This is a genomic window from Methylibium sp. (assembly GCF_035762065.1).
Taxonomy (GTDB): Bacteria; Pseudomonadota; Gammaproteobacteria; order Burkholderiales; family Burkholderiaceae_C; genus Methylibium.
In genome coordinates, this window is record NZ_DASTPW010000049.1 from 22,556 (window position 1) to 40,055 (window position 17,500).

General features: G+C 72.0%; 16 protein-coding genes and 1 riboswitch. Of the genes, 12 read left to right on the forward strand and 4 right to left on the reverse strand.

Annotated elements, in window-relative coordinates; translation table 11 throughout:
• Positions 1–109: 109 nt before the first annotated feature.
• The 6 genes from VFR90_RS14610 to glcF all read left to right on the forward strand — a co-directional run bounded on the left by VFR90_RS14610 (position 110) and on the right by glcF (position 6,233).
• The gene (locus VFR90_RS14610; protein WP_326406883.1) at positions 110–811 is read left to right on the forward strand and encodes a mechanosensitive ion channel family protein; all 702 of its coding nucleotides are present in this window, start codon (positions 110–112) and stop codon (positions 809–811) included.
• Positions 808–1,422 carry a hypothetical protein gene (locus VFR90_RS14615; protein WP_326406884.1) on the forward strand — a complete coding sequence of 205 codons (615 nt, stop codon included), beginning with the start codon at positions 808–810 and terminating at the stop codon, positions 1,420–1,422. The genes VFR90_RS14610 and VFR90_RS14615 overlap by 4 nt, the downstream gene beginning before the upstream one ends.
• Before the next feature lie 215 nt (positions 1,423–1,637).
• Positions 1,638–3,158, forward strand: a complete 1,521-nt coding sequence (locus VFR90_RS14620; protein ID WP_326406885.1) for an FAD-linked oxidase C-terminal domain-containing protein — start codon at positions 1,638–1,640, stop codon at positions 3,156–3,158.
• A gap of 11 nt (positions 3,159–3,169) precedes the next feature.
• Positions 3,170–4,297, forward strand: coding sequence for a glycolate oxidase subunit GlcE (glcE, locus tag VFR90_RS14625; RefSeq protein WP_326406886.1), 1,128 nt, complete (start codon positions 3,170–3,172; stop codon positions 4,295–4,297).
• Positions 4,298–4,308: 11 nt separating this feature from the next.
• Complete coding sequence (locus VFR90_RS14630) at positions 4,309–4,992, forward strand: DJ-1/PfpI family protein (RefSeq protein ID WP_326406887.1); 684 nt, start codon at positions 4,309–4,311, stop codon at positions 4,990–4,992.
• Between the two features lie 2 nt (positions 4,993–4,994).
• Positions 4,995–6,233, forward strand: coding sequence for a glycolate oxidase subunit GlcF (gene glcF / locus VFR90_RS14635; protein ID WP_326406888.1), 1,239 nt, complete (start codon positions 4,995–4,997; stop codon positions 6,231–6,233).
• Positions 6,234–6,288: 55 nt separating this feature from the next.
• On the opposite strand, the gene VFR90_RS14640 is transcribed toward glcF, so the two are convergent.
• Together VFR90_RS14640 and VFR90_RS14645 are read right to left on the reverse strand one after the other, a co-directional pair.
• Positions 6,289–7,758: a DHA2 family efflux MFS transporter permease subunit gene (locus tag VFR90_RS14640; protein ID WP_326406889.1), complete on the reverse strand. Its 1,470-nt coding sequence runs from the start codon at positions 7,756–7,758 to the stop codon at positions 6,289–6,291.
• Between the two features lie 63 nt (positions 7,759–7,821).
• The gene (locus tag VFR90_RS14645) at positions 7,822–8,796 is read right to left on the reverse strand and encodes a DMT family transporter (RefSeq protein WP_326406890.1); all 975 of its coding nucleotides are present in this window, start codon (positions 8,794–8,796) and stop codon (positions 7,822–7,824) included.
• Between the two features lie 168 nt (positions 8,797–8,964).
• Between VFR90_RS14645 and VFR90_RS14650 the strand changes: the two genes are divergently transcribed.
• Positions 8,965–9,534, forward strand: a complete 570-nt coding sequence (locus tag VFR90_RS14650; protein WP_326406891.1) for a DUF2242 domain-containing protein — start codon at positions 8,965–8,967, stop codon at positions 9,532–9,534.
• On the opposite strand, the gene VFR90_RS14655 is transcribed toward VFR90_RS14650, so the two are convergent.
• On the reverse strand, positions 9,477–10,523 hold the full coding sequence (locus tag VFR90_RS14655; protein WP_326406892.1) for a fumarylacetoacetate hydrolase family protein: 1,047 nt from the start codon (positions 10,521–10,523) through the stop codon (positions 9,477–9,479). The genes VFR90_RS14650 and VFR90_RS14655 overlap by 58 nt on opposite strands.
• 86 nt (positions 10,524–10,609) lie before the next feature.
• On the opposite strand from VFR90_RS14655, the gene VFR90_RS14660 reads away from it, so the two are divergent.
• From VFR90_RS14660 to VFR90_RS14675, 4 genes are all read left to right on the forward strand, one after another.
• On the forward strand, positions 10,610–11,671 hold the full coding sequence (locus VFR90_RS14660) for a DUF3108 domain-containing protein (RefSeq protein WP_326406893.1): 1,062 nt from the start codon (positions 10,610–10,612) through the stop codon (positions 11,669–11,671).
• 64 nt (positions 11,672–11,735) lie between these two features.
• Positions 11,736–12,008, forward strand: a complete 273-nt coding sequence (locus VFR90_RS14665) for a BTH_I0359 family protein (protein ID WP_326406894.1) — start codon at positions 11,736–11,738, stop codon at positions 12,006–12,008.
• Between the two features lie 200 nt (positions 12,009–12,208).
• Positions 12,209–14,530: an ATP-binding protein gene (locus VFR90_RS14670; protein WP_326406895.1), complete on the forward strand. Its 2,322-nt coding sequence runs from the start codon at positions 12,209–12,211 to the stop codon at positions 14,528–14,530.
• A gap of 10 nt (positions 14,531–14,540) precedes the next feature.
• Positions 14,541–15,602 (forward strand): homocysteine S-methyltransferase family protein, encoded by a 1,062-nt coding sequence (locus tag VFR90_RS14675; RefSeq protein ID WP_326406896.1) that lies wholly within the window; start codon positions 14,541–14,543, stop codon positions 15,600–15,602.
• A gap of 54 nt (positions 15,603–15,656) precedes the next feature.
• Here the strand turns inward: VFR90_RS14675 and VFR90_RS14680 are convergent, their stop codons facing one another.
• Complete coding sequence (locus VFR90_RS14680) at positions 15,657–16,223, reverse strand: OmpA family protein (protein ID WP_326406897.1); 567 nt, start codon at positions 16,221–16,223, stop codon at positions 15,657–15,659.
• Between the two features lie 96 nt (positions 16,224–16,319).
• Positions 16,320–16,426, forward strand: a riboswitch (S-adenosyl-L-homocysteine riboswitch).
• Positions 16,427–16,493: 67 nt separating this feature from the next.
• Between VFR90_RS14680 and VFR90_RS14685 the strand changes: the two genes are divergently transcribed.
• On the forward strand, positions 16,494–17,500 hold a 1,007-nt coding region (locus VFR90_RS14685; RefSeq protein WP_326406898.1), incomplete at its 3' end, for a dihydropteroate synthase.

Below are 17,500 nucleotides of genomic sequence, written 5' to 3' on the forward strand. Positions count from 1 at the left end.
CGCGCCGCCCGGCGCCGCCGGATGCGCCGCGGCGGCCCGACGAGGCCGTGCCCGTGCGTCGCGCCCTGAGCGACGCGCGGCAGAGCCACTGACCAAGAAGGACACAAGCGTGGATCGCGTCGACACCATGTTCCTCGAGCCTGCACGGGCCTTCCTCGTGCAGATCGCCGCCTTCCTGCCGCGGCTGGCGATCGCCTTGCTGGTGCTGGTGGCCGGCGTGCTGCTTGCGAAGGCGGCGCGTTTCGCGGTGGTCAAGGCGTTGCGCGCGATCAACATCCACATCCTCACGCAGCGCGCCGGCCTCGACGGCGCACTGCAGCGCGGTGGCGCCGAGGTCGACACAGTCGATCTGCTCGGCATGCTGACCGGCTGGGTCGTGGTGCTGATCGCCGCGATCGTGGCCTCCAACGGGCTCGGCCTCGCGCAGGTCAGCGACCTGCTTGGCAAGCTGCTGCTGTTCGTGCCCAAGCTCGTGATCGCGCTGGCGATCGTCGCGCTCGGCGCGTACTTCGCGCGCTTCCTCGGCATGCTGGTCCAGACCTACGCACAGGGGCTGAAGCTCGGCGAGGCCGAGATGCTCGGGCGCCTCGCGCGCTACGGGGTGCTGGTGGTCGTGCTGGTGCTGGCGGTCGACCAGCTCGACATCGGCGGCGCCCTGCTGCGCCAGAGCTTCCTGATCGTGCTCGGCGGACTGGTGTTCGCGGTCGCGCTGGCCTTCGGGCTCGGCGGGCGCGAATGGGCCGCGGCGCGGCTGGAGAGCTGGTGGCCATCGGATGCGGCGAAGCGCGAGCCGAGGGACGGCGCGCCGTGAAGCAGACCGTGGCGCGCGCGCTGCTCGGCGCGCTGGCCGCCGCGGGCGGCGTGGCATGGGGGCAGACCGCAGGCGCACCGGCCAGCGCGGCTTCGGCTGCCGCGGCGCCGGCCGCGGCGGTCACCAGCGCCACCACCATCGTTCAGCAACGCCTGCCCGACGGCCGCATCGTCTTCACCGACCGCCCGCAGGCCGGCGCGCGCACCGAGCGGCAATGGACCGTCGAGGCCGAGACGCCGGCGCAGGCCGAGAGCCGCCGGGCCTTGGCCGAGCGCAACGCGCGCGCCGCCGGCGAGCTGAACGCGCGGCTCGAACGCCGCGAAGAGCGCGACCGCAAGCGCGAGCGCGAGCGCGAGCGCGAACTCGAGATCGAACGCCTGCGCGCGCAGACCGCGCGCGCCGAACGTGACGCCGCACAGGCCCGCGCCGACGCGGCGGCCCAACCGCCGGTGCTGGTGCTGCCGCGCTGGCATCGCCCGCCGCGCGTGCATCCCGTCGAGCCGCCGCGCTACGAGCCGGCGCCGCGCCCCGGCCCGCGGCCCGGGCCCCGTCCCGGCGCGACGCCGCCGCCGCGGCCGAACGGCGCGCCGCCGGAGCCGTCGCCGTACTGAGGGCGTAAGGGTGTAAGGGCGCCGGCCGCGCGCCCGTCGCCGCGGTCGCGTTGCAAACGACTCGCCGCCGGCGCTCGCGCTGCCGCGCCGCGGCCGGAGCCGTCGCCCGCGCGAACGGCCGCCGCCGCCCGCCCGGCCGCGACGACCCGCGCCACGCCGGGCTTCGAGGCAGCGCTTAAGCTCCTGCGGTTCGCGCGCCGAGGAGTCTGCCGACGATGAACGCCCCGATCGACGCCGCCGTGCTGGCGGCGCCCCGTACCGACGACCCGACCGCCCGCGCGCGACGCCAGGCCGAAGTCGTCGCCGCGCTCGCGCCGCTGCTGCCCGCGCACGCGCTGCTGTGGCAGCGCGAGGACACGATCCCCTACGAATGCGACGGCCTCACCGCCTACCGGCAGCTGCCGCTGGCGGTGGCGTTGCCCGAGACCGAGGCGCAGGTCGCCGCGGTGCTCAAGGCCTGCCACGCGCTGCGGGTGCCGGTGGTGGCGCGCGGCGCCGGCACCGGGCTTTCCGGCGGCGCGATGCCGCACGCGCTGGGCGTGACGCTGTCGCTCGCCAAGTTCAACCGCATCCTGCAGCTCGACCCGCTCGCGCGCACCGCCCGCGTGCAGTGCGGCGTGCGCAACGCGGCGATCACCGAGGCGGCGGCCCCGCACGGCCTGTACTACGCGCCCGACCCGAGCAGCAAGATCGCCTGCACCATCGGCGGCAACGTCGCCGAGAACTCGGGCGGCATGCACTGCCTGAAGTACGGCCTGACGATCCACAACGTGCTGCGCGTGCGCGGCTACACGGTCGAGGGCGAGCCGGTCGAATTCGGCAGCGAGGCGCTCGACGCGCCGGGGCTCGACCTGCTCTCGGCCGTCATCGGCTCCGAAGGCATGCTCGCGGTGACGACCGAGGTGACCGTCAAGCTCGTGCCCAAGCCCGTCCTCGCGCGCGCGATCCTCGCGAGCTTCGCCGACGTGCAGGCCGCGGGCCGCGCGGTGGCCGAGCTGATCGGCGCCGGGATCATCCCGGCCGGCCTGGAGATGATGGACAAGCCGATGACCGCCGCGGTCGAGGACTTCGTGCATGCCGGCTACGACCTCGACGCCGCCGCGATCCTCATCTGCGAGAGCGACGGCACGCCGGAGGAAGTGGAGGAAGAGATCGCCCGCATGGTCGCGGTGATGGAAGGCGCGGGTGCCACGCGCTTCGCGATCAGCGCCAGCGAGGCCGAGCGCATGAAGTTCTGGAGCGGCCGCATGAACGCCTTCCCGGCGAGCGGGCGCATCAGCCCCGACTACATGTGCATGGACTCGACGATCCCGCGCCGCCAGCTCGCCGAGATCCTGACGCGCATCACCGCGATGGAAGGCAAGTACGGGCTGCGCTGCTGCAACGTCTTCCACGCCGGCGACGGCAACCTGCATCCGCTGATCCTGTTCGACGCGAACGACGCCGACCAACTGCACCGCGCCGAGCTGTTCGGCGCCGACATCCTCGAAACCAGCGTGCAGCTCGGCGGCACCGTGACCGGCGAACACGGCGTCGGCATCGAGAAGATCAACCAGATGTGCGTGCAATTCACGCCCGAGGAACGCGAGCAGTTCTTCGGCGTCAAGCGCGCCTTCGACGCGCAGGGGCTGCTCAACCCCGGCAAGACGATCCCCACGCTGCATCGCTGTGCCGAGTACGGAAAGATGCACGTGAGCAAGGGGCTGCTGCCGTTTCCCGAGCTGCCGCGGTTCTGAGCAGCGCACCGATGGCTTCACCGCAGCATCCCGCGCTGGCCGCGCTGATCGATCGCGTGCGCACCGCCCAGGAGCGGGCGACGCCGCTCGCCGTCGCCGGCCACGGCTCGAAGTGCTTCTACGGCGGCCCGGTCGTCGGCGAGCCGCTCGACACCACGGCGCTTGCCGGCATCTCCAGCTACGAGCCGACGGAGCTGGTGGTCACCGCGCGCGCCGGCACGCCGATCGTCGAGCTGGAGGCGGCGCTGGCCGAGCGCGGGCAGCACCTGCCGTTCGAGCCGCCGCGCTTCGCCGGCGGCCCGGGCGGCCGCGGCACCGTCGGCGGCATGGTCGCCACCGGCCTGAGCGGCCCGGCGCGCGCGAGCGCCGGCGCGGTGCGCGACCACGTGCTCGGCGCGACCCTGCTGAACGGCCGCGGCCAGGTGCTGAGCTTCGGCGGGCAGGTCATCAAGAACGTCGCCGGCTACGACGTCTCGCGGCTGCTGTGCGGCTCGATGGGCGTGCTCGGCGTGATCCTCGAGGTGTCGCTGAAGGTGCTGCCGGTCGCACCCGCGACGGCGACGCTGCGCTTCGAGATCGACGAGGCCGCGGCGCTCGAACGGATCAACCGCTGGGGCGGCCAGCCGCTGCCGATCGGCGCGAGCGCGTGGTGGGCCGGCATGCTGGTCGTGCGGCTGCGCGGTGCGCGCGCGGCGGTCGAGGCGGCCGCCGTTTCGTTGTCCGCGCGCTTCGGCGGCGAACGCATCGACGACGCGCTGGCCGAGGGCTTCTGGCGCGGCCTGCGCGACCACGACGACGAGTTCTTCGTCAAGGCGCGTGCCGCGGTCGCGTCGAATTCCGGCGCGGCGCTGTGGCGCCTGTCGCTGCCCGCCACCGCCGCGCCGCTCGCGCTGCACGGCGAGCAGATGATCGAATGGGGCGGCGCGCAGCGCTGGTGGTGCACCGCCCAGAGCGCGGCGAGCGTGCGCGAAGCCGCGCAGCAGCTCGGCGGCCACGCGACGCTCTTCCACGGCGCCGACAAGTCGCAGGGCGTGTTCACGCCGCTGGCGGCGCCGCTGGATCGCATCCACCGCGAGCTCAAGCGCGAGTTCGATCCCGCCGGCATCTTCAACCGCGGTCGGCTCTACCCGGATCTCTGACGAGGCAAGCCATGCACATCGCCATCCTCACGCTCGACGGCTACAACGAACTCGACTCCATCGTCGCGCTCGGCATCCTCAACCGCGTCAAGCGGCCCGGCTGGCGCGTGTCGCTCGCTTGCCCGACGGCGCAGGTGACGTCGATGAACGGCGTCGTCGTGCACGCGCAGGCCACGCTCGCGGAGGCTTGCGAGGCCGATGCGGTGCTGCTCGGCAGCGGCATCAAGACGCGCGAGTTCGCGCGGGACGAGGCGCTGCTCGCGCAGCTGCGCCTCGATGCATCGCGGCAGCTGATCGGCGCGCAGTGCTCGGGCACGCTGCTGCTCGCGAAGCTCGGGCTGCTCGAGGGCCGGGGCGCGGACGCGCAGCGCATCCCGGCCTGCACCGACCTGCTCACGAAGCCCTGGGTGCAGGAGGCGGGCGTCGAGGTGCTCGACCAGCCCTTCTTCGCGCGCGGCAACGTCGCGACGGCCGGCGGCTGTCTCGCGTCGATGTACCTCGCGAGCTGGCTGATCGTGCGCCTCGTCGAGCAGGAAGCGGGCCGCGAGGCCGCGCTGCAGGCGGCGCGCGACGCGATGCACTACGTCGCGCCGGTGGGCGAGAAGGAAGCCTTCGTCGAGCGCGCGCTGCGCAACGTGCTGCCGTTCCTGCCCGCGACGGCGCTGGCCCAGGCCGCCTCGCCCACGTTCGCCTGAGCATGCAGACCACGCTCGCGCCCGACTACGCCGGCAGCGCCGACGGCGCCGAAGCCGAAGCCATCCTGCGCAAGTGCGTGCACTGCGGCTTCTGCACCGCGACCTGCCCGACCTACCAGCTGCTCGGCGACGAGCTCGACGGCCCGCGCGGCCGCATCTACCTGATCAAGCAGGTGCTCGAGGGCGCCGAGCCGACGCGCAAGACGCAGGTCCACCTCGACCGCTGCCTCACCTGCCGCAATTGCGAGAGCACCTGCCCGTCGGGCGTGCAGTACGGCAAGCTGGTGGACATCGGCCGGCGGGTCGTCGATGCGAAGGTCGAGCGGCCCGCGGCGGAACGCGCCGCGCGCGCCGCGCTGAAGGAAGGCCTGACCTCGCCCCTGTTCGCGCCGGCGATGAAGCTCGGCCAGCTCCTTCGCCCCTTCGTGCCGGCCGCGCTGAAAAGCAAGGTGCCGGCGCGCGCGCCGGCCAGCGCGCACCGCTGGCCCACCCGCCACCACCCGCGCAAGATGCTGATGCTGCTCGGCTGCGTGCAGCCCGCGATGGCGCCCAACATCAACAGCGCGACCGCCCGCGTGCTCGACGCCGCTGGCATCCAGACGCTCGTCGCCGACGGCGCCGGCTGCTGCGGCGCGATCCGCGATCACCTGTCGGACCACGACGGCGCGCTCGCCGACATGCGCCGCAACGTCGATGCGTGGTGGCCGCTGGTGCAGGGCTTCGGCGGGCAGGGCAAGGTCGAGGCGATCGTGATGAACGCCTCCGGCTGCGGCACGACCGTCAAGGAGTACGGCCATCACCTGCGCCACGACCCGGCCTACGCCGAGCGCGCCGCGAAGGTGAGCGCGATGACGAAGGACCTGAGCGAGCTGCTGCCGGCGATCGTCGCGGCCCTGAAGCCGCGCGTGAAGGCCCGATCACGGCTCGCGTTCCACCCGCCCTGCAGCCTGCAGCACGGGCAGCAGTTGCGCGGCGGCGTCGAGGCGGGCCTGCGCGAGCTGGGCTTCGAAGTGCAGCTGGCCGCCGAGGAGAGCCACCTCTGCTGCGGCTCGGCCGGTACCTACTCGGTGCTGCAGCCCGAGCTCGCGAAGACGCTGCGCGACCGCAAGCTCGGCCACCTGCTGCCGCTCGCGGCCGACGCGATCGTCTCGGCGAACGTCGGCTGCATCCAGCATCTGCAGGGCGGCACCTCGATGCCGGTGAAGCATTGGGTCGAGGCACTGGACGAGGCGCTCGGCTGAAGGGTCGTGACGCAGGGTTCGGCCGTCCGCGCCATCGCACGCGCCGCGGCCGCGCTCACGGGCCCTTCGTCGCCGCCTCCGTCGTCGCCGCCTGCGCCGGCGCCTCGCCGCGGCTGACGCTTGCGCCGTCGTCGCGCCGCAGCGTCCAGAACGACAGCGACGACAGCACCGTCACCGCGCCCAGCGTGACGAAGGCATGGTGCAGCGCGTTCGCGACCGCGACGCGATCGGTCTGCGGCACCTCGCCGAGCCAGGCCGCGGCCACCAGCGAGCCGCAGGCGAGGCCGAAGCTCATCGAGAGCTGCTGCATCGTGCTGGCGATGCTGCTCGCCATGCTGGTGTCGGCCGGCTCGATGTCGGCGTAGGCCATCGAGTTCATGCTGGTGAACTGCAGCGAATTGAACAGGCCCTGCGCCAGGCTCAGCAGCACGATCGGCGCGATCGGCGTCCCCGGCACGATCAGCGCGAAGCCGGCGATCGTCACGCCGATCATCACGGTGTTGACGATCAGCACCTGCCGGTAGCCGAAGCGCCGCAGCAGCTTCGTGGCGAAGAACTTCATCCCCATCGCCGCGGCTGCGGCCGGCATCATCAAGAGGCCGGATTGCCAGGCCGGCAGGCCCAGGCCGATCTGGTAGAGCAGCGGCAACAGGAACGGCAGGCCGCCGATGCCCAGGCGCGTGACGAAGCCGCCGAGCACCGACACGCGGAACGTGCGCACCTTGAACAGCGCGAGGCGCAGCAGCGGGTAGGCCGCCTTGCGGGCATGCGCGACGTAGCCGCCCAGCAGCGCGAGCGCCAGCGCGAACAGCACGATCGTCTGCACGGCATCGAGCCGGTGTTCGCCGAAGACCTCGAGCAGCCACGACAGCAGCGCCGCGCCGCTGCCGAACAGCACGAGCCCGACGCCGTCGAGCGGCCGCGGCGCGGCTCGGTAGTCGGGCATGTGCTTGTGGATCAGCCACAGCGCCGCGAGCCCGACCGGCAGGTTGACGAAGAAGATCACCCGCCACGAGGCCCAGTGCACGATGAGCCCGCCGACCGTCGGCCCGAGCAGCGGGCCGATCAGTGCCGGGATGATCACGAAGTTCATCGCGCGCAGCAGCTCGCCCTTCGCGAACGTGCGCACGATCGCGAGGCGGCCGACCGGCATCATCAAGGCCGCGCCCAGGCCTTGCAGCACGCGCGCGGCCACCAGCATCGGCACGTTCTGCGCGAGCCCGCAGAGCATCGACGCGATGGTGAACAAGGCCACCGCGCCGAAGAACACGCGCCGCGTGCCCCAGCGGTCGGCGATCCAGCCGCTGACCGGGATGCCGACCGCCAGGCTCAGGATGTAGCTGGTGACCACCGCCTTCAGGCTCAGCGGCGTGACGCCGAGGCTTTCGGCCATCGCAGGCACCGCGGTGTTCACGATGGTCGAGTCGAGCTGCTCCATGAACAGCGCGGTCGCGACGACCCAGGGCAGCCAGCGCCTGATCGGCTCGTCGCGGGCGGCCGGCTCGTTCGGTGCGGCGTCGTTCATCGGGGCGGGCTTCGGCAAGCGGCGGGCCGGTCGATCCCGACGAAGGCAGTGCGGCCGACCGGCTCAGCCGGCGTGCGCGTCGGCCGCGAGCGGCTCGGGCTTCACGCGCAGCGCCCATGCCACGCCGGCCATCAAAAGCGCGATGCCGGCGAACGTCGCCGGCGCGGGCCACACGCCGCGCAGCAAGAAGGCATAGGCCAGCGCGGCCAGCGTCTCGAAGACGATCAGCTGGCCGGCCAGCGAGGTCGGCAGCCGCTGGCTCGCCTCGTTCCAGCACAGCGTGCCGAGCCAGGAGGCGAACAGCCCGATCGCCAGCATCAGCAGCACGAAGCGCAGCGGCTGCGGGCCGAGCGGCATCGCGAAGCCGCTGCCGCCGCCGGCGGCGTTCCACAGCCAGAACGCCGCGAAACCGACGGCCGCCAGCGGCAGGGTGGCGACGCCCTGCGCGGTGGCCCAGCTGCGCGGGCTGCGATCCGCGTGCGCGCGCAGCCAGTCGGCGTTGCGCAGCGGATACCAGGTCCAGCAGGCGACCGCCAGCACCGCGAGCGCCGCGCCGCTCGCGTAGCGGCCGAGGTCCAGCGCGCCCGTCGCGCTGCGCATCGACTCGACCTCGGCCTGGTTCACGCAGCCGATGCCGGCGGCGATCAGCGCGAGCGAGGGCGCGAGCCGCCCCCACGGCAGCCGGCCGTCGCGCCTTGCGTCGCGAAGGTTCGAGACGACCGCGATCACCACCGGCAGCGTGCCGATGATCATCGTCGGCAGCGGCCCGCCGGCGCGCTGGATCGCCGCCGCGAGGCACAGGTAGTACAGCAGGTTGCCGACCAGCGAGAGCTTGAGCGCCTCGATCCAGTCGGCGCGCGTCAACTCGGCCAGCCGCGCGCGGTCGAGCCAGGCGAGCGGCAGCGCGATCAGCCCGAAGGCGAGGTAGCGGCCGGTGGACAGCAGCGCGCTCGGGTAGTCGGCCAGCAGCGTCGGGGCGACGAAGACCAGCCCCCACATCAGGCCCGCGGCGAGCGCGAAGGCGACGCCGGCGGTCATCGGGCTGCGGCTGCGCGCACACGCACGTGCGCGTGCGCGAGGCGGGATGAAGGCGGGTGCATCGTGGGGTCTTCCGGCGGCGCGGCAGGATAGTCTCGACGCGGTGGAAACCTGAAACCTTCGCGGCGTCCGCGCCTCGGACCCGCTTGTGAATCGACACCTGTTGCCATGCACGCCTTCCGCCTTCCTGCCGCCGCCTGCGCGGCGGCCGCCCTTGTCGCCGCTGGCGGCTGTTCGACCGGCAGGCCGCCGGTCTTCGAGCGCGAAGCCTTCGGCTCGGCCAACACCTTCTCGCGCGTGATGGTGGCTTCGGGCGAGCGCAGCTGCGAGGCGGCCCGCCGCGCGCTGCTGAGCCAGGGCTACATCATCAGCACCGCGCGGCCCGACCTGGTGCAGGGCGCGAAGAACTTCCAGCCGGTCTCCGACAGCCACGTGCAGATCAGCTTCAACATCGTCTGCGTCGCCGAGTTCGCGGGCAGCGAGCACGCGACGGTGTTCGTCAACGCGGTGCAGGATCGCTACGCGCTGAAGCGGACCAACAACGCCGCGGGCGTGGGCGTCGGCGTGTTCGGTTCCGTCTCGCTGCCGCTGCCGGGCAGCGACGATTCGCTGGTCAAGGTCGCGAGCGAGACCATCGTCTCCAGCGAGTTCTACGACCGCTGGTTCGCGCTGCTCGAGCGCTACCTGCCGCCGGAGCCGGCCCCCAGCGCCTCGGCGCCCGCCGAAGCGCCGCGTTGAGCGGCCCGGCCCCCGATGCGCACCTGCTGCTCGATCGCGCCGAAGACGCTCTGCCCATCGGTGCCCAGCACCTCGATGCGGATGGTGTCGCCGTGCTGCATGAACGGCGTGGCGGGCGCACCCGACTCGATCATCTCGAGCGCGCGCTTCTCGGCGATGCAGGAGTAGCCGTGCGAGAGGTCCTTGTTGCTCACGGTGCCGCTGCCGACGATGCTGCCGGCCGCGAGGCGCCGCGTCTTCGCGACATGCGCGATCAGCTGGCCGAAGTGGAAGGTCATCTCCGGCCCTGCTTCGCACAGGCCGACGCGCTGCCCGTTCCAGCGCGACTCGACGCTCAGGTGCACGCGCCCGCCGCGCCATGCGGCGCCGATCTCGTCGGGCGTCACCGCGACCGGCCCGAACGCGGTGGCCGGCTTGCTCTGCAAGAAGCCGAAGCCCTTCGCGAGCTCGGCCGGGATCAGGTTGCGCAGGCTCCAGTCGTTGGCCAGCATCAGCAGCCGCACCTGGTCGATCGCGTCGTCGGGCGCGGTGCCGCAGGCGACGTCGCCGGTGACGACCGCGATCTCGCTCTCGAAATCGATGCCCCAGTCGGCCGATGCGAAGGGCGCGTCGTCGCGCGGGCCGAGGAAGTCGTCGCTCGCGCCCTGGTACATCAGCGGGTCGGTGTAGAAGCTCTCCGGCACTTCGGCGCCGCGCGCGCGGCGCACCAGCTCGACGTGATTGATGTACGCGGAGCCGTCGGCCCATTGGTAGGCGCGCGGCAGCGGCGCCATGCACTGTGCCGGCTCGAAGGCGAAGGCGTGACGCGCCTTGCCGCTGTTGAGCGTCTCGTACAGGTCCTGCAGTTGCGGCGCGAGGAAGTTCCAGTCGTCGAGCAGCTGCTGCAAGCGCGTCGCGATGCCCGACGCATGGTGCGCGAGGCCCAGGTCGCGTGCGACGACGATCAACTGCCCGTCGCGGGAACCGTCCTTCAAGGTGGCGAGCTTCATGCGAAAGGCCCGTGGCCAGGCGGTGCGGGAAGGGCCGCGGATTGTAGTTTTCGGGGCTTGCCGGCCGCCGCACGCGGAGCCGGCCGATGAAGGCCCGGCTCATAGGAATCGCCGCCTGCGTCGTGCTCCTGCACGCCGGCCTGATCGGGCAGTTCGAGCTGCCGCAAGCGCCGTCTTTCGAGCGGCCGGCAAGCGCCCAGGCGGCGACGGTGCGCTTGGCACAGGTGCAGGCCGAACCGAAGGTGAAGGAGGCGCAAACGGCGCCGGTGGCCGTCGAGCCCAAGGCGCCTCGGCCTTCGCCCCCGCCGCGCCGCGTGCTTGCGCGCAGCGCGGGGTTCGAGGAGCGGCCGCCGATGATCGAGGCCGGCCACGCGGTGGCGGCCTTCGAGCCCTTGGTCGTCGCGCACGCTTCGGCCGTGCAGACGCATGAAGCCCGCAGCGGGTCGGACGAGCCGGCCGACGTGCTGCTCGCGCAAGCCCCTGCGGCGCCGCCCGCCGCCCCCGCGTTGCCGACCTACCGTGCGAAGCCGCCGGCCGCCGCGACCATCGCCTACCGGCTTACGCGCGGTGCGATCGTCGGCAGCGGCGAGATCGCCTGGCAGCCCGAGGGCAACGCCTACCGGCTGCAGCTCGAAGGCCGCGTGCCGATCGTCGGCACGCTCATCACGCAGGCGAGCCGCGGGCGCCTCGACGCGAGCGGCCTGGTGCCGGAGCGCTTCACCGACAAGCGCATCCGCCGCGGCGAACTGGCGGCGAACTTCGATCGCGCGGCCGGCACGATCAGCTTCTCGGGCCAGCAAAGCGAGGTGCCCTTCACGCCGGGCGTGCAGGACCGCGTCAGCGTGATGATCCATCTCGCCGCGATCGCCAACGCCTGGCGCGCGACGCCGCCGGCGGGCGAGGTGTTCCGGCTGCGCGTGGTCGGCGCGCGCGGCGATGCGCGCGTGTGGGCGCTGCGCTTCGAAGGCATGCAGGCGATCGAGACGCCCGACGGCCGCATCGACGCGCTGCACATGCTGCGCCAGCCCGAAGAGGAGCACGACACCCGCGCCGAGTTTTGGCTCGATCCGAACCGGCAATTTCTGCCGGTGAAGGTCGTGCTGACCGATGGCAAGGGCGAATCGCTGGAGCTTTTGCGCATGCGCTGAGCCGCGCCGGCATGGCTTGAAAGTTGCGGTGGTTACCTCATCTGACGCGGCAAGGAAGTCAACCATGCTGATGCTCTACAACTCCGACCACTTCGCGGTGGTGCAGATCGAGGTGACCGTCAACCCGGGCGCGGCCGAGGGCGCGAGCTTGACCCGCGGCGGCTACGAGATCGTCGACAAGCTCGCGCGCAAGGAAATCTTCATCGAAGGCTCGCTCGCGGCGAGCTTCCGCGAGGGCGTCGATGCGCTGGTCGAGACCTCGCCTTCGGAGGAGGAGGTCGACGCCTTCGTCGGCCGCTACTCCGCGCTGATGCAGCAGCCGGTCGTGATGCACTGAGCCGTCGCGAAGCGCGGCACCCGCCGCAACGGCGGACCGAAGTCGGACGGACTGCATCCGAGCTCGTCCGCGCGCGACCGGGCCGCCGGGTCCCGCTTGCAAGCCTTCCCGGCGCGGCGATGGCCGCGCTGCGCGGCCGTCGCGCTTGCGACGATCGAGGTGCTGGGTGAAGATGGTTCGCCCACCCGATCCACGTCGCCATGCCGAAACAGCCCCCGAGCCGAGGCCGTGCTTCAACGAGCGCCGACGCTCGCCTGCTGCTGTCGCCGGGCCTGGCCGATGCGCCGGTGCTCGACCGGCTGTGCTCGCAGTTCGTGCTGACGCTCGCGCTGCGCCACCTCGGCCGCTTCAACCTGCGCCGCGACTGCCATGCGCTGCTGTCGCTGACCGCCCGCCATCTGGTGTGGCCGCCCAGCGTGCTGCGCAGGCTGCGCGACTATCTCGAAGGCCGCGTTCGCGCGCATGCCGCGTGGGCCGGCCATGCGGCGCTCAGCGACGCCGCCTTCGTCGACCGCTTCGGCGCCTGGCGCGGCGCCTATGAAGAAGGCACGCTGTTCTTCTACCTCGACGAGTACGTCAAGGATGCGCCGCGCGACCTGCTCGCGATGCTCGGCGCCACCGCCGAGTGGCTGGCCAAGAGCGTCAAGAAGGAATCGACGCTGGTGCAGAAGAACATCGACGCGCTCGCCGGCCTGCTGCAGCTGAATCCCGCCGAGCGCGCGCTGCTGTTGTACGGGACCCTGGCGCGGTACCAGCGCGAGTTGCGCGGGCTGCTCGTCGAGTTCAAGGTCGGCAGCGCGCAGGAGGCCTACGCGGCGATCGCCGCGGTGGCCGAGGTCGACGAGCGCGAGGTTGCCGACGCGCTGCGCGTGGGCTCGCGGCTCGAACGCATCGGCATGGTCGAGAACCTGATCTCCGAGCACAACATCACCGACCTCGCCGACGTGATGAAGGTCAGCGACCAGCTGCCCACCGTGCTGATGCGCGAGTACCACGCGCCCGGCGACCTGATGGCCGTGTTCACCAAGCCCGCGGCGCCAAGCCTGCTCGCGATGAGTGACTTCGAGTTCGTTGCCGACGATGCGCGGGTGCTGGTCGCGCTGCTGGCGCAGGCGGTCGCGCGCAAGGAGCCGGGCGTCAACGTGCTGCTCTACGGCCCGCCCGGCACCGGCAAGACCGAGCTCGCGAAGGTCGCCGCGCAGGCCGCCGGCCTGCAGCTCTACGAGGTGGAAGCGGCCGACCGCGACGGCCATTCGCTGTCGGGCCGCGACCGCTACCGCTCGCTGCAGATGAGCCAGGTGTTCCTCAAGGGCAGCCCGCAGGTGGCGTTGCTGTTCGACGAGGTCGAGGACGTGTTCCCGCCGCTGTCGGGCGACGCCGCGCAGCTGATGGCGCGCCTGGAAGCCAGCGACAGCGGCACCGCGCATTCGGTCGGCGGCAAGGCCTGGGTCAACCAGATCCTCGAGACCAACCCGGTGCCGGTGGTCTGGGTCACCAACCGCATCGAGCAGATCGACCCGGCGTTCCGGCGGCGCTTCCAGTACCACCTCGAGCTGAACTCGCCGCCGCCGGGTGCTCGCGAGGCGATCGTGCGGCGTGCGCTCGCGGGCGTCGAGGCGGCGCCGGAATTCGTCGCCCGGCTCGCCGGCCGTGCGGGGCTGACGCCGGCGCAGATCCGCACCGCGGTGCGCTTCGCGACGCTGGCCGATGCCGGCGGCGCTTCGGCGCAGGCGCTGATCGAACGCCAGCTCGCGAACGCCGACAAGGCGCTCGGCAGCAAGCCGCGCGACGCGAAGCCGCGGCCGAGCGTGACGGCCTACGACCTCGATCTCGTCAATGTCGAATCGCGCTTCGCGCTGCCGAAGATCGTCGAGGCGCTCGCGCGCCGCGGCTGCGGCACGCTGTGCCTGTACGGACCGCCGGGCACCGGCAAGACGGCGCTCGCCGAGCATGTCGCCGCCACGCTCGGCAAGCCGCTCACGATCAAGCGCGCCTCCGATCTGATGAGCAAGTTCGTCGGCGAGACCGAACAGAACCTCGCCCGCATGTTCGACGAGGCCGAGCGCGAAGGCGCGGTGCTGCTGCTCGACGAGGCCGACAGCTTCCTGCGCAGCCGGCTGCGCGCCGAGCGCAGCTATGAGGTCAGCGAAGTCAACGAGATGCTGCAGGGCATGGAGCGCTTTGGCGGCGTGTTCGTCTGCACGACGAACCTGTTCGAGGAGCTCGACGAAGCCGCGCTGCGCCGCTTCAGCTTCAAGATCCGCTTCAAGCCGCTGGAGGCGGCGCAGCGCGAGCGGATGTTCGTCGCCGAGGCGTTGGCCGGCGACGCGACGGCGCTGGGTGACGAGCAGCGCGCCCGGCTCGCCGCGCTCGACCAGCTGACGCCGGGCGACTTCGCGGCGGTGCAGCGGCAGGTGGACATCCTCGGCGATCGCTTCGAGCCGGATGCCTTCCTGTCGCAGCTGGAAGCCGAGCACCGCGTGAAGCCCGGGGTGCGCGAGCGGCGATCGATCGGTTTCTAGAATCCGCTCGATGAAGACCCTGCCCTACACCCGCGGCGCGCGACTGCCCGAGCTGCTGAAGCAACGCATCCTCGTGCTCGACGGCGCGATGGGCACGATGATCCAGCGCTACAAGCTCGGCGAAGCCGACTACCGCGGCGAGCGCTTCAAGGATCACGGCAAGGATCTGAAGGGCAACAACGAACTGCTGGTCTTCACGCGGCCCGACGTCATCTCCGAGATCCACGAGGGCTACCTGGCCGCCGGCGCCGACCTCATCGAGACCAACACCTTCGGCGCGACGACCGTGGCGCAGGAGGACTACGGGCTCGCGCCGATCGCGCGCGAGATCAACCTCGTTGCCGCGCAGCTCGCGCGCGCCGCCTGCGACAAGTACGGCACCGCCGACAAGCCGCGCTTCGTCGCCGGCGCCTTCGGCCCGACGCCACGCACCGCGAGCATCAGCCCCGACGTGAACGACCCGGCCGCCCGCAACGTGAGCTTCGACGAGCTGCATGCCGCGTACAAGGAACAGGCCGAAGGCCTGCTCGAAGGCGGCGCCGATCTGTTCCTCGTCGAGACCATCTTCGACACGCTCAACGCGAAGGCCGCGATCTTCGCGATCGACGAGCTGTTCGAGGAGACCGGCGAGCGCCTGCCGATCATCATCAGCGGCACCGTCACCGACGCTTCGGGGCGCATCCTCAGCGGCCAGACCGTCAGCGCGTTCTGGCATTCGGTGCGGCATGCGAAGCCGCTGGCCGTCGGCCTGAATTGCGCGCTCGGCGCGGCGCTGATGCGGCCCTACATCGAGGAGCTGGCGAAGGTCGCCGGCGACACCTTCGTCTCCTGCTACCCGAACGCCGGCCTGCCGAACCCGATGAGCGACACCGGCTTCGACGAAACCCCGCCGATCACCGGCGGCCTGGTCGAGGGCTTCGCGCAGGCGGGCTTCCTGAACATCGCCGGCGGCTGCTGCGGCACGACGCCGGAGCACATCGCCGAGATCGCGAAGCGCGTCAGCGCCTACAAGCCGCGCGTCGTGCAGGAGCGGTGGATCAGCGCGCTGGCTCAGGAAGCCGAGCCGGCCTGAGGGGCGTCGCGCGCCGATCGCGCGAATGCGGGGCGCCACACAGCACGCCCGCGGCTACTTCGCGTTGAGCGGCCGATCCACTACCAGCAGCTCGACGCCCGCATCGCCGCTCGTCGCGGCCAGCACCGGCATCCGCGAGACCGGCACGCCGCGCGCAACGAGGTAGTCGCGCACGCTGGCACTGCGCTCCTTCGGCAAGCGGCCGGCGACCCTGGCGTTCGGGTCGTCGGGCGTCGCGATGCGCAGCTCGCTCGTCGCGGCGTAGGGCTTGAAGCCGGTGGCGACTTGGTCGAGCACCGCGGCCAGCGCCGGCCGCACCGCCGAACGGCCCGGCTCGAACGAGTTCTTCAGCGGCACCGCGATGCGCAGCGCGCGCTCGGCCGTCGCCTCGACGGCGACCGGCGTGCCGCGCAGCAGTTGCGCGAGCCGGGCGCGCTGCGGCTCGAGCGCTTCGGACAGGCCGCTGCCGAACAGACCGCCGGCGCCGGCGGCGACCGGCGCCTCGCTGACCGGCGGGGCACCCGGGCCGGAGGCGGTCGGCGTCGCGCATGCGGCGACGAGGACGGCGCAGGCGACCAGGGTCGCGCGGGCCGGCGTGAGCATCGAGGCGGGAGTGTTCATGAGGCGCGCATTGCAACCGCGGATCGCCGACGCCGCAAGCCGGGGGCTTTGCCGGTTGGCGCGCCGGCGCGCCGGTGGCCGCCGATAAACTTCCGGCCGTTCGAGGAGCGCTGCGACAGCCGGCCCAAGCCGCCTGCCAGGCTCGACACGAAGCGGCCCGCCGGTGTCCCACGCGGCGCTTCTCGCAACCGCGCTCACCCATGCCGCCGCGCGCGGTGCAACGGGTGGGCCGCAGCACCGAAGACGCGGCCCGCCGATCGAGGTGATGCGATGAAAAGCGCGATGAACGAAGCGACGTCCTCCGTGCCCCCGATGCGACTTTCGGGGCTCGAGCCCGTCGCGATCGGCGAAGGCACGCTGTTCGTGAACATCGGCGAGCGCACCAACGTTACCGGCTCCAAGGCCTTCGCGCGGATGATCCTGGCGGGCCAGTTCGAGGACGCGCTCGCGGTCGCGCGCCAGCAGGTCGAGAACGGCGCGCAGGTCATCGACGTGAACATGGACGAGGCGATGCTCGACAGCGTCGCCGCGATGGAGCGTTTCCTGAAGCTCATCGCCTCCGAGCCCGAGATCGCGCGCGTGCCGATCATGATCGACAGCTCGAAGTGGAGCGTGATCGAAGCCGGCCTCAAGTGCATCCAGGGCAAGGGCATCGTCAACTCCATCTCCATGAAGGAAGGCGAGGCCGAGTTCAAGCGGCAGGCGAACCTGGTGCGCCGCTACGGCGCCGCCGCGGTCGTGATGGCCTTCGACGAGCAAGGCCAGGCCGACACCTTCGCGCGCAAGACCGAGATCTGCGCGCGGGCCTACAGGATCCTCGTCGACGAGGTCGGCTTCGCGCCCGAGGACATCATCTTCGACCCGAACATCTTCGCGATCGCCACCGGCATCGAGGAGCACGCGAACTACGCGGTGGACTTCATCGAGGCCACGCGCTGGATCAAGCAGAACCTGCCCGGCGCGAAGGTGTCGGGCGGCGTGTCGAACGTGAGCTTCTCCTTCCGCGGCAACGATCCCGTGCGCGAGGCGATCCACACGGTGTTCCTGTATCACGCGATCCGCGCGGGATTGACGATGGGCATCGTCAATGCGGGACAGCTCGGCGTCTACGACCAGATCGATCCGGCGCTGCGCGAGCTCGTCGAGGACGTCGTGATGAACCGGCGCGCCGACGCTACCGAACGTCTCGTGACGTTCGCCGAGAGCTACAAGGCGACGGCGCGAAAGAGCGAGGAGGACCTCGCGTGGCGCGATCAGCCCGTCGGCGAGCGGCTCTC